The organism is Anaerocolumna cellulosilytica, from assembly GCF_014218335.1.
Classification (GTDB): Bacteria; Bacillota; Clostridia; order Lachnospirales; family Lachnospiraceae; genus Anaerocolumna; species Anaerocolumna cellulosilytica.
The window spans coordinates 4,213,805-4,229,756 of the sequence record NZ_AP023367.1 but is presented as its reverse complement, the minus strand read 5'-3'; the positions used below and the strand labels follow the sequence as shown (position 1 = coordinate 4,229,756).

Annotated in this window: 11 protein-coding genes; 10 read left to right on the top strand and 1 reads right to left on the bottom strand. The window is 37.7% G+C overall.

Annotated elements, in window-relative coordinates:
* Window positions 1-92 precede the first annotated feature (92 nt).
* Window positions 93-1,874: a heparinase II/III domain-containing protein gene (locus acsn021_RS17515; protein WP_184092321.1), complete on the top strand. Its 1,782-nt coding sequence runs from the start codon at window positions 93-95 to the stop codon at window positions 1,872-1,874.
* Between the two features lie 197 nt (window positions 1,875-2,071).
* Here acsn021_RS17515 and acsn021_RS17510 read toward each other — a convergent pair whose 3' ends face one another.
* Entirely contained in the window at window positions 2,072-2,983 is a 912-nt protein-coding gene (locus tag acsn021_RS17510; RefSeq protein ID WP_184092320.1) for a LysR family transcriptional regulator, read from the bottom strand.
* Window positions 2,984-3,181: 198 nt separating this feature from the next.
* Between acsn021_RS17510 and acsn021_RS17505 the strand changes: the two genes are divergently transcribed.
* From acsn021_RS17505 to acsn021_RS17465, 9 genes are all read left to right on the top strand, one after another.
* Window positions 3,182-4,774, top strand: a complete 1,593-nt coding sequence (locus tag acsn021_RS17505; RefSeq protein WP_184092319.1) for a nitrite/sulfite reductase — start codon at window positions 3,182-3,184, stop codon at window positions 4,772-4,774.
* Between the two features lie 245 nt (window positions 4,775-5,019).
* A complete protein-coding gene (locus acsn021_RS17500) occupies window positions 5,020-6,495 on the top strand; it encodes an amino acid permease (protein WP_184092318.1) in 1,476 nt (491 codons plus the stop codon).
* 91 nt (window positions 6,496-6,586) lie between these two features.
* The gene (locus acsn021_RS17495) at window positions 6,587-7,606 is read left to right on the top strand and encodes a hypothetical protein (protein ID WP_184092317.1); all 1,020 of its coding nucleotides are present in this window, start codon (window positions 6,587-6,589) and stop codon (window positions 7,604-7,606) included.
* Window positions 7,607-7,882: 276 nt separating this feature from the next.
* Window positions 7,883-8,428 (top strand): DUF5662 family protein, encoded by a 546-nt coding sequence (locus tag acsn021_RS17490; protein ID WP_184092316.1) that lies wholly within the window; start codon window positions 7,883-7,885, stop codon window positions 8,426-8,428.
* Window positions 8,429-8,581: 153 nt separating this feature from the next.
* On the top strand, window positions 8,582-9,487 hold the full coding sequence (locus acsn021_RS17485) for a Ppx/GppA phosphatase family protein (protein ID WP_184092315.1): 906 nt from the start codon (window positions 8,582-8,584) through the stop codon (window positions 9,485-9,487).
* Between the two features lie 3 nt (window positions 9,488-9,490).
* On the top strand, window positions 9,491-11,656 hold the full coding sequence (ppk1, locus tag acsn021_RS17480) for a polyphosphate kinase 1 (RefSeq protein WP_184092314.1): 2,166 nt from the start codon (window positions 9,491-9,493) through the stop codon (window positions 11,654-11,656).
* A 366-nt stretch (window positions 11,657-12,022) separates the two neighbouring features.
* Window positions 12,023-12,955, top strand: coding sequence for an ABC transporter permease (locus acsn021_RS17475; RefSeq protein WP_243167831.1), 933 nt, complete (start codon window positions 12,023-12,025; stop codon window positions 12,953-12,955).
* Between the two features lie 12 nt (window positions 12,956-12,967).
* Window positions 12,968-13,876 (top strand): carbohydrate ABC transporter permease, encoded by a 909-nt coding sequence (locus tag acsn021_RS17470; protein WP_184092312.1) that lies wholly within the window; start codon window positions 12,968-12,970, stop codon window positions 13,874-13,876.
* Between the two features lie 118 nt (window positions 13,877-13,994).
* Entirely contained in the window at window positions 13,995-15,686 is a 1,692-nt protein-coding gene (locus acsn021_RS17465; protein ID WP_243167830.1) for a type 2 periplasmic-binding domain-containing protein, read from the top strand.
* Window positions 15,687-15,952: the final 266 nt, after the last annotated feature.

Sequence of the window (15,952 nt, the reverse complement as noted above, 5' to 3'; positions counted from 1 at the left end):
TAATACATGGACATAACTAAAAAAAGATTATATAGTAAAACGTAAGAAGCAATTATGTTATAAATCAATTACAGAATAAGGCGGGTTCATGTATGGAAGAAGGATGGAAAACAAATAAGGTGACTGAAAAGCTGCGGAGTGAAATCAGTCAATTTGTGGAGGATGCAGTCATAAAACCCATACCTAGCATTTCTTTTCATGGGTATCAATCGTTTTTAGAAAAGGGAAGCAGAAGCGAGTCTGAAGAAGAATATTTTTTAGTTAGAAAGCATTTGGCAGCATTTGCACTATATCTGCAATGGAATCAGACGGATGCTGTCATAAAATATTTCAATGAATTATTATGGGTAGTGGCCAATGAGTTTTCCTGGTGTCTGGCAGCGCATCTTCCTTATGGAGAAGAGAGCTTTTTACCGGAGGCAGATCAGCATATTGACTTATTTGCCGCAGAAACAGCACATACCTTAAGTGAGGCACTAATACTTCATAAAAAAATTATACATCCGTATATATATAATTATGTGCTGGAACAGGTTAAAAGACGTATACTAAGACCATTTATAAATAAAACATGGGGATGGGAAACCAGCATTAACAACTGGTGCGCAGTCTGTGCAGGCTCCATTGGTATGACAGCTCTGCTATTAGAAGAAGAACTGGGAAGTAACAAGGATGAAAGAAAGGCACTATTAACTACTAATTTTGAGTCCCGCAAAGCACATATTGAATATAAAGAGGATATTCTTCAAAAGGTAGATAGGGTGTTAGTCAATTATTTAAAATGTTTTAAAGAGGATGGCGGAACGGAAGAAGGTATTGGTTACTGGGTCTATGGGTTTGGATATTATATCTATTATCTTAAGATGCGGCTTGGCAAAGATAAGAGTTTTGCGCTGGATAAAGAAACCTCAGATAAGTTACAGAAAATATCTCGATTTCCTACCTGTGCCCAGATAAAAGGAAGTGAATTTTTACCCTTTTCTGATGTGTCAGCCGGAACTTTAATCCCCACGGGATTGGTTTCCTGCCTAAAAACCCATTTTGATGTAACACCTCCATCCTGCAAGGAAATCACTCCTTTTGATTTTGACCATTGCTATCGTTTTGCTCATTTAAGCAGAAATTTATGGTGGACAAAGGAAGAAGTTATTACAAGAGAAGAGATATCTCATACTACTTATTTTCAGAACCTGCAATGGTTGATTCAAAAGAAGGGTGCTTATTTTTTTGCTGTTAAAGGTGGTCATAATCAGGAGGAGCATAATCATAATGATGTAGGAAGTTTTGTTCTGGCACTAGGAGGAGAACTTATCTTAACGGATTTAGGAGCAGGACCGTATACTGCTGCGTATTTTACTGACAAGAGATACCAGCATGCCCATACCAGATCATACTGGCATAATGTACCTTTTATTGAGAAGAGAGAGCAGATGCCGATTTTCGGAGAATGTATGGCAGCAGATGTCATCACTGACCCTGCAATAGCCGGGATAACCCTAGAATATTCGGATATGTATAATATAAAAGAGCTTACATCTTTACACAGAAAGTTTCATAATAACCTGGAAGAGAAAAAGCTCACAATTACGGATTCGTTCCACGGAGTGAAACCTTTATGTTTTGAAGAAGGATTCGTTAGTACCATCAAACCGGTATTGCAGGAAGATGGCAGCTTGTTTTGGGCTGGCAAGAGCGGAACGGTAACACTGTTAGTTTCAGAGAATTTGCATTGTACAAAAATAGAAGAAGAGCTTCTTTTTGACCATTCTGGCAAACCATTTACAGCGTACCGGACCGCTTTGGAGCTAAAGCAGCAAACTATAGAGGAAAAGATTACTTTAAACTTTGTTTATGAAATGTATAAGTGCTCATGAGTTTGGACGCTCATGAGAAAATAAGCTGTCTGGAATTGAAAAGGCTGCTGCGATTCAGATTACATAGCTAAGGTGCGTCTGAAACTCATTTCGGATACAAGTAGTTTTCAGATACATCCTAGAGAAACTCCATGACATTCCTTCCTGTACCATATAGACGTATGAAAGGAAAGACATGGAGTTTCTTCTATAGTATGTTAGAGTTTGTCTGAATAATCATTGGTAGTTCTGTGATATATCTCATAAAATTGATTAAAATAGTCCAGATATTCCTGTAAAAAATGACTGTCTTTCATACAAATAAAATTAAATTCCCGCTCAATTCTAAAGTTTTTAATCTGAATTTGTCTTAACGTTTGGTTTTTTAATTCATCTCTTACGGCGTCCTTATATAGGAAGGTAATTCCAAGGTTTCGTTTGACTAATTCTTTAATTCCATTCAGATTGCCAATTTCAGTTATCTGAGAAAAATTATGAAAGGTAAAGCTATGCTCTGTTAACACCTGTTCTAACACGCCTCTTGTGCCGCTGCCGTGTTCTCTTACAATTAAACGCTCCATAAATATTTCTTCAAAGTCTATTACTCGGTCAGCAAAGGTGTGAGAAGGTGCGCAAACAGGAATAAACCATGCCGGTGACAGTAATCTGGTAGTAAACTGTTTCTTATCAAATTGACCTTCCACAAAAGCAAATTCAATCGCTCCTTGTTGCAATTTTTGTAAAAGAGTTTCCGTATTATCAACTTGCATAGAATAGGTAACGGAAGAAGGGGGAGTAAGCAATTTTGCAAGAATGGGAGGCATGACATACTCACCAATGGTTAAGGTTGCACCGAAATGAATCAATTTTACGTCTTCCTGTCGCAGGGACTGTTCAGCCCTTTGCCAGTCAGTCTTTGACAACAGAGCAAAGTCCTTAAGTTTTTCACCTTGGGGAGTTAAGGAGAAGTTTTTTCCTTTATATTCAAATAATTTTCTTCCGAAATGCTGTTCCAGATAATGGATGTGCTGACTGACGGCGGGCTGGGTAATACATAGTGTTTTGGCAGTCTTGGTAAAGCTTTTTTCCTTACAAAGGGTTAAAAAGGTTTCAATTCTAAAATCCAGCATATAAAATACCTCTATCTATAAATTCTATTTATGGAGTGATAAGTATTAATAATTTCATTTTATGATGATTGTGTGATAAAATCAAGTAATTTAGAATAAATGAAAATTATATACGAAACAGCATGCCAGTAAGAGGATGTGCCTGGGGATTAAAGTTTGCAGGTATGGGAAGAGCATGGTTATTATTTGGAGGGAAAGATGAAGGAATATAATGCTATTTTATTAGCTGAAATACCAGCATTTCGAGAGATTGGACATCAATTCGTTAAAAAAGAGATATCCGTAGCTGAATTTAAAGGAAAATCGGGAGGAATGGGTGTATATGCTCAAAAAGGCGGGGAAAAGTTTATGCTGCGACTGCGAACTCCCTCCGGTGTGTTGTCAGATGCACATCTAAAACTTTTGGGAACATTTGCAGAGGAGTATCAACTTAAGTTTATACATCTGACTACCAGACAGGCAATACAGCTGCATGATTTAGAGATAGATTCTGTATGCGATATTATGGAAAAGGCTATCCATGCAGGGTTATACACCAGGGGCGCAGGAGGTAATTTTCCAAGAAATATTACCCTGTCTCCTCTATCCGGGGTAGAGGAGGGGGAAGCCTTCGATGTGACTCCATATGCACTTTTAGCAGGTGAGTATATAATGGAGAGTATAACGAAGTATCATTTACCGCGTAAGCTTAAAATTGCCTTTTCAAACAATGAGAAAGATACAGCTTGTGCCACAGTTAATGATTTGGGCTTTATGGCTGTAAAGCATGACGGGAAACCATATTTTAAAGTATTTCTGGCAGGAGGACTTGGTAATAATCCGGCGCTTTCACTTACGTATGATAAATTAATTTCTCCCGAGGAGGTTTTATATCACGTAGAAGCAGTTACCAGAATATTCATGGCAGAAGGAGATTACGAGAATAAAGGAAAAGCCAGATTACGCTATGTAGCAGGACGTATGGGGGTTAAGGAATTTTTAGACTGTTATGAAAAACATTTAGCAAAGGTACAAGAAACATTACCTGAGTTAAAACAGTTAATTACAGAGAAGATACAGAAGCAGTCGGCGGCAGGAATCAATTGGGATGGCGGCACTACTGTCTGTCAGGATGGGGCGGTGTCAACTTATAAGAACCTGATACCACAGAAGCAGTCAGGACTTTATACGGTAGAACTCCATCCTTTAGGCGGTATTCTGTCTTCTAATACCCTGTTTCAATTAATAGATTTTTTAGAAGGCTGCAAGAAAGCAGACATGCGTCTTACCATGTCTGAAAGCATATACATCAGAAACTTAGAATACGCAAAGGCACTGGAACTTCTGGCTCTTACAAAGGATGCTTGCGGACAGTCAGACATTGAAAAAAGCATAAGCTGTATTGGTGTTCCTACCTGTCAAATCGGAATAGAACAAAGTCAGGAGCTTTTGAAGGAAATATTAAATTTTATAAAAGAACAAAAAACGTCAGGAGAATATTTGCCCTCGATTTATATTTCAGGCTGTAATAATTCCTGTGCAAGGCATCAGGTAACTGAAATCGGTTTTACAGGAAGTAAGAAGAGAATTGATAATAAACCGGTCGATGTTTTTGAACTGTATGTAGGTGGGCATGTGGGAGATTGTAAAACAAAGCTTGGTACTTCTATGGGATTTATGAAAAAAGATGAGATTCCCGTATTTATGAAAGAACTGGCAGACTTATTAAATACAAGTCGGCAGGATTTTTCAAGCTTCTATAAAGATAAGAAAGATGAATTTGATAAACTAACAGGAAAATATGTAATATAATACGGTCTACTATAGTATTCTATACACTCTTTTGTCTATCACAAATAATATAAATAAATCGCATTAGCTCCATGGTTTCTTAAATTGCACCGGGTAATGTCCGGTATTTTACAGGAAAGCCACGGAGCTTCTTTATAATGCAATCTTAAAATTTTTTCGTAATAGTATGATTATTAACCTTTCAGGGATACTAATACGTATGTAAATTTACCTTAACTTTAATTGATATATAAAGGAGTTTTTTCATGAACAAGGAAAAAGGTTTATCAGCCTGGCAGCTTACTATGATGGCACTTGGTACAGTAATCGGAGGTTCTTTTTTTCTGGGCTCCTCAGTAGCAATCCATTCTGCCGGACCCTCAATTATAATTGCTTATATTTTAGGTGGTGTACTGGTTTATTTTATTCTATACGCCTTATCAGAAATGACCGTGGCAAATCCAAGTGCAGGCTCTTTTCGGTCCTTTGCTAATGAGGCTTACGGACAGGGAGCCGGCTTTGTAGTTGGCTGGGTTTATTGGACGGGAATGGTGCTTGCCATGTCTAGTGAGGCAACAGCTGTATCCATTCTGGTAAGGGAATGGCTGCCCAGAATATCCATAACATGGCTGGGCAGTTTTATAATAATTGGTGTTACCTTATTAAATCTCTTGGGTGCAAGTAAGTTAAGCAAACTAGAAAGCGGTCTGGCAGCAATTAAGGTAATAACCATACTAGCTTTTATCGTATTAGCTGCCTTACTTGTATTTGGAATATTACCGGGAAGAACCGTGGTTGAAACGGGAGAAACAGAAAGACAAGCTTTTTTAGCCGGAGGTGTAAAAGGAATTGCCGGCAGTATGCTTATTGTAATGTTTTCCTATGCAGGGTTTGAAATTATCGGACTGGCAGCCTCAGAAGCTAAAAATCCTGGGGTAACGGTGCCAAAGGCCATAAATTACACGGTTTTAAGCTTGCTAGGTCTATATATTCTATCAGTAGGCTTTATTATTCCAATGATTCCAACCGAAGAGATAAGAGAGGATATAAGTCCTATGGTAGCGGCCCTTAACCGTTTTAGAATCGGCTGGGCAGGGACAGTTATTAATGTAGTATTGATTACAGCAATACTTTCTACCATGCTGGCAGCCATGTTTGGCTTAGGACGTATGATTCGTTCTCTGGCGGATGACAAACTGGCACCGGGATTTATAAAAGATAAAACAGAGGTGCCTTATAGAGGAATTATTTTCTCAGGACTTGCCATGCTGGCAGGACTTGGATTGGGGCTGGTATTCCCAAGGGTATACCTGTTTCTGATTAGTTCAGGAGGTTTTGCCTTATTATTTACCTATGCTATTATTATGGCAACTCATATAAAGTTTAGGAAAAAATATGGTTGTCCCGAAGGGAAATGCAGACTAAGGGGATTTCCCTATTCCTCTTTGTTTGCACTTATATTTCTGGTTCTGGCAATTATTAGTATGCCTTTTATTAAAGGGCAGGGTTCAGGGCTTGCTGCGGGTGCTTTTATGATTGTTTTTTATAGTGTCTGTTATGGTGTAATTTGGTTTATAAACCGGAGACGACAAAAAAATATGGCTTATCCATTTCAAAATGGTTTACAAGGAAAGTTGTCCACAGAATTATCCGAAGAACTTACAAAACAGGAAAGAATAGTGAAGGGATTAAATGACACAATAAGTAATAGTAAGGAATCCAATATTAATCAGGAAAAGTAATTGACTTTAGCTATTTCTGTTAATAATTTATGAAAAGCCGCCGATAATCCTTAAGAAGGAAGAAATATAAGGAAATCAGGGAGGATTGAAAGTGGCTATTACAAATGTAAGTGAAAGAAGAAATCAACCAATTGCCTACAACAGAACCGATGACAATAAAGTGAATGGCAAGGAAGAAAAGGGAAAGTCAAAAGGGAAAGCGAATGTTATTAATGCGGCGGACCTAAATCTGCCTGAGAATAGTATTCTTGCTAAAAAAATACAGGCTCAGAAAAAGGCAATGAAGGCTTTATTAGATGCCTATAACATCGACCAAGATTTAGATGGTGGCATTGCACAGAGAAGAGAGCGTATAAAAGAGCTGGAAACATCAGCAGTCCAGGCACAGGCAGAAATGAATAAAATAGACGGGTTAAAAGAGGACTTAAAAGAGACCTATAATATAAAGGATGACAGCTTAGAGCAAAAACAGCTAAAGGTTCTTGAAAAGCTTAAGGATAATGATAATGTGAGGAATAAATACCAACCACTGACCGATGAAGAAAAAGCAATTCTTATGGAGATGGGAGGACAAGAAGTAGATTATAAGGGCAGCTGGAACTATAAGACGGCACAGGCAGTATTTAATATAGATGAAAAGCTTACCGACTACCAGAAGAATGCTTTAGAATATCATAAAATGAAGGATGCCTGGAAGAATCAATATGAATCAGCAAAAAAGGAAATTGAGTCAGAAAACGCTACGATTAACGGTATTCAACAAGGACGTTTAAAAACCAAATTTATGGTAGACGGCAGTAAAGTAGCGGAAGATATCTTAGAAGCTGCCAGTAAAGAAGCCATAGGCATGTACCTAGAGGAAGCTAAGGATACTATCGATAAGAAGATAGAAGAAAATAAAGAAAAAGAAGAGGAAATCAAAGAAAAAGAAAAAGAAGAGGAACTTGTTAGTGGTAATACACCTACTAAGGAAACGGTTAACTCAGAAGAGGTAGAGCAGATTCATGATGTTGCTAAACTGCAGACGGACTTAGAAAGAGAGATAAAGAAGTTGACCCAGAAGCTTCTGGAAGAAGATATGAAAGGTATTGCTGTAGATCAACAAGTGTAATTCATAAAACTATGTAATATCCGGTTCTGTATGCTATGAAGGTACAGTGCCGGATATTATATAGTTTTCTTTGATTTCCATAACAGATAATTTCAGCATTGATATGGATATATAAATTCTTCCCAAAGCAGGAAGTTTTTATTTAAATCCTTTAAACGTGAATAATTTAATGGTGTATCTCATAAAATAATGGAATAGGTTTAACGGTACTTGACTACACGAAGGGAATCACGCATAATAGCAGGAAAGGAAGTAATTTGGGAAGGATCGATACGTATGAAATGGCTAAGGCACTTAAAGACAATCAACCACCACAAATGGCTTGTAATGAAATATTGTTTTTCCGTCGGCTTGTATAAGCAGGGATTGCTGCATGACCTGTCTAAATACTCACTGACGGAATTTTTAGTAGGCGCAAAGTATTTTCAAGGTGACCAGAGTCCCAATAATGCTGAGCGTCAGGACAAGGGTTATAGTTTGGCGTGGCTCCACCATAAGGGCAGAAACAAACATCATCTTGAATATTGGATTGATTATAGTGTAAATAAAGGAGCACCAATGGCAGGCATGAAAATGCCTGTAAAATATGTAGTTGAAATGTTTTGCGACAGAATAGCGGCCAGTAAAAATTATAACAAGGAAAAGTACACAGACGGTGATGCATTGGCATATTTTCATGCCTCGAAAGAGCATTATATCATACATGCTGAAACAAAAGATTTGTTGGAAAAGCTTTTGGTTATGCTAAAAGACATGGGTGAAGAAAAGACCTTTCAGTATGTTAGAAGAGAAGTATTAAAAAGAGGTTATGAGGTTCTGTAAGATAGTATCAAAGATAATAGTATCGTATAAATATTTTCTGCAAATTTCCCTATTTTTTTATTTACCTAATAGTAACATATAATTTACATATGCTTAACATACAATTTCTATACTTTTAGCAGGATAGGTAACTGTCCGGACAGGAGGCAGCTAATGATAAGCGCAATTGTAGATTTAGGTTCCAACACCATAAGATTATGTATTTATGAACATACCGGCAATGAAGTAAAATCTTTGTTCCAAAAAAAGACCATGGCAGGTCTTGCAAATCATGTAAAAAACCAACAGCTTAGTAAAAATGGTATAAAAAAAACTTGTGAGATTTTAAATGAGTATACTGGTTTATTAAACAATTTTCAGGTCGAACAAAAGGATGTATATGTGTTTGCCACAGCCTCCCTGCGTAATATAGTTAACACCAAGGAGGTTATAAGCATAATAAAACAAAGCACTGGTTATGATGTGGAATTATTATCCGGTGAAGAAGAAGCTACGCTTGATTTTAAAGGAGCGACTAGGGTAATTACAAGCGATTCCGGTATCTTAGTGGATATTGGCGGTGGCAGTACAGAGCTGGTTGCTTTTAAAAATCGTGAAATTATTTATGCTACCAGTATGCCGATTGGTTCTTTAAATTTATATATAAAGCATGTTAAAAAGATTATTCCTAAAAAAGAAGAAAGGGAAGAAATCAGAAAAACAGTGCTAGAAAATATGGAGGCACTTGAATTAAAGCAGGATGTGTATGCAACAATTTGCGGTGTGGGCGGTACCATGCGTGCAGCAGTTAAATTAAGTAATCATATGTTTGAAGGAGAAAAGGGCAGCCAGACATTTCAAGTTTCTCATGTACAAAAGATGTTGGATAGTATTAATAACAGCCATAGAAGTACGTTAACTCCGGTACTGCAAAATATACCTGACCGTATTCACACGATTATACCGGGTTTAATTGTGCTGGATACGATTGCAGACTACTTCAACAGTAAATCGGTTGTAGTAAGCAGTTATGGTATTAGAGAAGGATATCTTTACGAAAGAATCATAAAAGGAGAGTAGTGTATGGCACAGGCTGACCATAAAATACAAAATACCTTTATGCAGAATAGGGAGATATCCTGGCTTCGTTTTAACGAGAGGGTATTGGAAGAAGCACAGGACGAAACAGTGCCTTTTTATGAACGTTTAAAATTTGTATCAATTTTTACCAGTAATCTGGATGAATTCTTTATGATACGTGTCGGGAGTCTTGTTGACTTGGGGATGATGGATAACACCCTTGATAATAAAACAGGTATGAGCCCTAAGCAGCAGTTGGATAAAATTTTTGAATACACGATACCTCTTTGCAAGAAAAAAGACAACATCTATCAGCTTGTCGAGCAGAAGCTAAGGCAGTTTGACGTCTTTAATTTAAATATAAAGGAGCTTGAAAAGTCTGAGCGAAAGTATCTGGATAAATATTATCATAACGAAGTTTCTCCAATTCTCTCACCTCAGGTAATTGATTCAAGACATCCCTTTCCCCATCTTATAAATAAAGGACTGTACATTATTTGTGAATTTGCCGGTGAAAATACAAAGTTTGGACTTATTTCCATTTCACAATCACTTAAGCCCTATGTTCTAATCCCCGGTAACCAGACCAGATATATATTAACCGAGAAAATTGTGTTAGAACACATTGCCGAAATTTTTGGCATGTATAAAATAGAGTGCGGGGCTATTATTTCGGTTACCCGTAATGCAGATATCAGTCCTGAAGATGAGATTTTTGAGGTGGATGACGACTTTAGAGAGCGAATGAGAAAGGTGCTGAAAAAGCGTGCCAGATTATCACCGGTTCGACTAGAGGTACAGGGGCGATTAAGTAAGGTACTCACAAATTTTTTACTGGAAAGGCTATGTCTGACAAAAGAACAGATTTTTTTCTGTGAAGCGCCTATTGTAATGGGATATGTATTTGATATAGTAAAAGAATTGCCGGACATATTGCAAAAACAGTTATGTTATCCCGTATTCGAGCCTGGTTATCCGGCAGGTTTAAGCAGGGGGGAGAGTATTACCAACCAGTGTAGAAGAAAAGATATTCTCCTATTTTATCCATATCATCAGATGGAGCCCTTCTTACATCTTCTTAGGGAAAGTGCGCAGGATTCCAATGTCATCTCTATTAAGATAACCATCTACCGGTTATCTAAAAATTCAAGAATTATAGATTATCTATGTACGGCAGCCGAGAATAATAAGGAAGTAACAGTCCTTATGGAGCTTAAGGCAAGATTTGATGAGAAGAACAATATTGAATGGGCTGAGCGGTTAGAAGAAGCAGGATGTACGGTTATATATGGTTTTGAAGGATATAAGGTGCACTCTAAAATCTGTCTTATTACCAGAAGGGATAGAAGTAAAATACAATATATAACGCAGATTGGAACAGGTAATTATAATGAAAAGACTGCAAAGCTTTATACAGATTTATCACTAATTACCGCAAATCAGGATTTGGGACAAGAAGCAAATGAATTCTTTAAAAATATGTCTTTAGGTAATTTGAAAGGACAGTATAGCAATCTGTTTGTTGCACCGCACTTTTTTAAAGATAATCTGCTGGCTCTTATGGATTATGAGATAGAAAAAGCGAAAAGGGGAGAAGCAGCATTAATTATTATTAAGTCCAACTCCCTTACAGATAAAGAAATCATGCAGAAATTATCAGGAGCTTCCATGGCGGGAGTGGAAGTAAAGTTATTGATACGGGGAATTTGCTGTCTGCTTCCTAATGTACCGGGGAAGACGGATAACATAACCGTATACAGCATTGTAGGACGGTTCTTAGAACATTCAAGGATATATTGTTTTGGAAAGGATAAAGAAGCAAGAATCTATATATCCTCAGCTGATATGATGACAAGGAATACGATAAGAAGAGTGGAGATTGCCTGCCCTATCCTTGACGAAGACCTCCGAAAATGTATATTACATATACTTAATACTATGTTTTCGGATAATATAAAGGCAAGAATTCTTAAAAGTGATGGAACCTACCAAAAGACAGATAATTGCCCGACATTAGAAAGTGACCAGAGTACAGCATTAGAAGTTGCGGGGGGATTTGACAGTCAACAGTATTTTATAGAAGAAATGTTAGCAGATGGTAATGAAACTAAAAAATCAAGCGTATTGTTTCGAAAACTAATCACAAGCCTAACCAGAAAGAAAGAGTAACGGCAACTTGTTTAGTACCAGAATTGAATTGTGAAAGTAGCTCCTTAGCTTTTCCATAGGACATGTAGCGTGTCTAGGGGATAGATTAGGAGCTACTTTTGCCGTTAAGGGTGTATTTTTATGCTATTTCTTTTATGGTATTGGTGTCGCTAAAAAAATGACACCTTTTTAAAAATAAATCTATTATACTTTCAAGTAAAATCAGTTATCATTAGGTCAAGGAAATGGTGCGAAAGAGTGAGGAGAAAGAAAAAATAGTTCTGAAATTACCGAACCAAAAGGTGTGAACGGAATGAATGAGAAGAAAGGATGCCACGTATTAATTCATTCACTCTTTAGTTTTGTGGCATGAAATGGGGTGTAACAATGGCAAAAACTGTAAGACCAGAAAAGCAATATGCCTTAAAAAAATGGTGGAATCAGAAGTATCTGCAATTCATGGTGATTCCGGGAATTATATGGATGCTGCTGTTTAATTATGTACCCATGGGAGGTATCGTAATAGCTTTTAAAAAGTTTAAAATTACAAGACCAATAGCGGATGCACCTTGGGTAGGATTACAATATTTTAAAGAATTCTTTCAGGATTCCAATTTTTCGGACATTATGATTAATACCTTAGGAATCAGTCTGTTAAAACTTTTTATTGGCTTTCCACTGCCAATTATCTTTGCTTTATTGATTAATGAAATCCGGGGAACAAGGTTTAAGAAGATATCACAGACTATATCATATCTGCCTCATTTTTTGTCATGGGTAGTACTCGGTGGGATATTAACTACCTGGCTAGCCAAGGACGGTGTTATCAATGATTTTTTTGTTACTGTCGGTCTGTTAAAAGAACCTGTTTCCTTTCTGGGACAGCCAAAGTACTTTTGGGGAATGGCACTAATTACAGATACCTGGAAAGAGCTTGGATGGTCGGCAATTATATATTTGGCTGCCATATCTGGTGTAGACCAGCAGATTTATGAAGCTGCGACAGTAGACGGAGCGAGTAAATTACAAAAAATACTTTTTATAACGCTGCCGTCAATTACAGGCACGATTGCTTTAATGCTAATCTTACAGATATCCGGTTTGCTTAATTCCAATTTTGATCAGATATTAATACTAAAAAATCAAATAAATGTATCCAGAAGCCAGGTTATTGATACCTATGTCTATCAGGTCGGTATGACTATGGGGAAATACTCCTATGCTACAGCCGTCGGATTGTTTAAAGCAGTGATTGCCTTAATGCTGTTGCTGATAGCGAACAAATCCAGTAAGAAGCTGCTGGGCAGGTCACTATACTAAGGAGGCAAACGTATGAGTAAAATAACCACCTCTAAAATAAAACGTTCGAAAGGTACCATACTTTTTGATACCATAAATACTTTGATTATGTTAATTATTTGCTTTTTGTGTGTCTATCCAATCTGGTATGTACTGGTCAATTCTTTTAACGATGCCAAGGATGCCATGATGGGAGGAATCTATTGGTGGCCCAGAGTATTTTCTGTGGAGAACTATAAGACTGTCTTTGAAGATAGCAGCGTGCTTCGAGCATTTAAGATTACAATAGGTAAAACCATTCTTGGCACTGGTCTAAATGTATTTTTTACGGCCATGGTTGCGTACCCCTTATCAAAGCAGAACCTGGCAGGAAGAAAGTTTTATATGGCAATGGGTACCATAACCATGTTCTTCTCAGGTGGTTTGATTCCAACCTTCTTGTTATTTAAGAATCTGAATCTTTTAAATAATTTTTTAGTTTATATAATACCGGCTGCATTTAATTTCTTTAATCTGCTGATATTTATAAATTTCTTCCGAGAAATTCCGGCATCTTTGGAGGAATCAGCGAAAATAGACGGTGCGAATGATTGGCGTATCTTTATCAAAGTTATTTTACCATTATCTAAGCCGGTACTCGCAACGATTGCACTGTTTGCTGGTGTAGGGCAATGGAATGATTATTTTGGCGGTTTGATGTATATGACAAACCGAGTTGACTTAGAGCCTATCCAGACATATTTGTACCGCATGGTTGCCCAGGTACAGTCAAATCAGGTTGCCGGTTCCATATCAGCTTCTAATATTACGGCAGGGGATACCACTTCCACATCAATAAAACTGGCGGCTATGGTTATTACTACGCTACCTATATGTTGTGTATATCCTTTTCTTCAGAAATATTTTGTAAAAGGAATGATGGTGGGTGCAGTTAAGGAATAGTGACTAAGGATTATCATGTGAAAGAAAATATAATAAAAGAAAGGAATGCCACAGAGTACTTCTTTCACATTTTTTTGTGGCAGTAATACATCTGTAAACGGATGTATGGAGAGGGTATATGATGAAAAAGAGTTTTAAAAAGGTTCTTGCACTGGTGATGGTACTGATTATGGCTTTGAGTGCTGCGGGGTGCAGCAGGAATGAAACAAAGCAGACTAAAAGCAGCGGAGATAGTGCTGCAACAAAGGCACCGGAGGATAAGACAGAAACCGGAAGCGATGAGGTTAGTGAAACGGGTGAGGCTCTACCGGGCTGGCAGCAGAATGCAGAGGATAAGGTGGATTTAACCTGGTACATTAACTTTTCATGGTTTACAACGCCTTGGGGTGAAAATCTGGTATCCAAAACAATTTCAGAAGAAACGGGTGTTAATATTAAGTTTATAGTTCCGGCAGGTAATGAGGCTGAAAAGTTAAATTCCTTAATAGCTTCCGATTCTCTTCCGGATTTGGTTACTTTAGGGTGGTATGAACCACAGGTTGGGGATATTATTGAAGACGGGCTTGTGTATCCGTTGGATGAGTTGGCAGAGCAATATGACCCCTATTGGTTTAAGGTGGCGGATGATGGGCGTATTGGATGGTTTACCCAAAAAGACGGTCATATTTATGGTTATCCAAACTCCTCTTTTTCTCCTTCTGATTATGAAAAATATGATAATATTTCCTCCAATCAGACCTTTTTAGTTCGAAAAGACATCTATGAAGCAATCGGAAGTCCGGATATGACAACGCCGGAAGGCTTTAAAGCAGCGGTAAAGGCAGCAAAAGAGCAATTTCCGGAAGTGAACGGACAGCCGTTGATACCAATAGGTGCTCATGAATTTGCTACCAACGGTAATAATTCTTTTGACAATTATTTATGTAATTTTTTAGCTGTGCCCTATGAAAAGAATGGTGAATTTAATGATAGATTTACTGACCCTGAGTTGGTAAGATGGTTAAAAACCTTCCGCGAGCTGGGAGAAGAAGGTTATCTGGCAGACGATATTTTCATTGACAAAAGAGCGCAGATGGAGGAAAAGATTGCTCAAGGACGTTATTTTTGTATGTTGTACCAAAGAACGGACTTACAGTCACAGCAAAAGATTCTGTATGCCAACGACCCTAATAGCATTTATATGGCAGTAGACGGACCTAAGAACAGTAAAGGCGATGCTTATACATTACCTGGAACAGGTATCAATGGTTGGACACTTACCATGATATCAAAAAACTGTGACCGCCCTGACCGCGCCATCCAGTTATTCTCCTATCTTATGAGTGAACATGGACAGCATATGACCTGGTTGGGTGTAGAAGGTGTAACTTGGGATTATGTAGATGGAGTAGAGACCATGAAGCCAGAAATCAAGGAGCTTCTTACGACAGACAGAACGGAGTATGATAAATTATATGGTGCCGATTCAGCTTACTGGATGTTCCAGGACAATGCCATGGCATTAAAGTGGGCAGTGGAAACGCCCAATCCTCTTGGGCAGATGGAACGATGGACTTACCCATATATTATAACAACTTCCCCATATGAGATAACATTAGAAGCCGGTTCTAAAGAAGCGGATATTCAGTCCAAGGTAGATAATGAATGGGGTGTGGTACTTCCTAAACTTTTACTTGCAGATAACGAGGCTGAATTTGATACTATCTGGGCGGAGTTTATGCAAAAACGTAAGGATTGGGGTATAGATAATGTACTTGAGACGAAAACCAATCTTATGAATGAGGCAAAGCAAAAACTGGGTATCAAATAGATACTATAGATTAGAGAAATAGGTAAGCTCCATGATTTTCTTATGCACCGGTTGAAAGAAATATTAAGACTTTCAGTCAGGGAAGACAGGAAGTCATGGGGCTTGTTCTGCCATTGATTTTAATGTAATAAGAGGAAAATAAATGGATACGGTTTCTATTCTAAAAGCTGTGAGTTATAATAGAAGTAGAAAAAATAAGTCAGGTATAGCAGCGTTTTTCAGCCTCTAGATTTAATGTGTGATAAAGCACACGGATGGGAGTTAAG

Excerpts from the sequence above, each read along its gene's own strand:
- acsn021_RS17515 (WP_184092321.1), top strand. The coding sequence starts at position 93 with ATGGAAGAAGGATGGAAAACAAATAAGGTGACTGAAAAGCTGCGGAGT.
- acsn021_RS17510 (WP_184092320.1), bottom strand. The coding sequence starts at position 2,983 with ATGCTGGATTTTAGAATTGAAACCTTTTTAACCCTTTGTAAGGAAAAA.
- acsn021_RS17505 (WP_184092319.1), top strand. The coding sequence starts at position 3,182 with ATGAAGGAATATAATGCTATTTTATTAGCTGAAATACCAGCATTTCGA.
- acsn021_RS17500 (WP_184092318.1), top strand. The coding sequence starts at position 5,020 with ATGAACAAGGAAAAAGGTTTATCAGCCTGGCAGCTTACTATGATGGCA.
- acsn021_RS17490 (WP_184092316.1), top strand. The coding sequence starts at position 7,883 with ATGAAATGGCTAAGGCACTTAAAGACAATCAACCACCACAAATGGCTT.
- acsn021_RS17485 (WP_184092315.1), top strand. The coding sequence starts at position 8,582 with ATGATAAGCGCAATTGTAGATTTAGGTTCCAACACCATAAGATTATGT.
- ppk1 (WP_184092314.1), top strand. The coding sequence starts at position 9,491 with ATGGCACAGGCTGACCATAAAATACAAAATACCTTTATGCAGAATAGG.
- acsn021_RS17475 (WP_243167831.1), top strand. The coding sequence starts at position 12,023 with ATGGCAAAAACTGTAAGACCAGAAAAGCAATATGCCTTAAAAAAATGG.
- acsn021_RS17470 (WP_184092312.1), top strand. The coding sequence starts at position 12,968 with ATGAGTAAAATAACCACCTCTAAAATAAAACGTTCGAAAGGTACCATA.
- acsn021_RS17465 (WP_243167830.1), top strand. The coding sequence starts at position 13,995 with ATGATGAAAAAGAGTTTTAAAAAGGTTCTTGCACTGGTGATGGTACTG.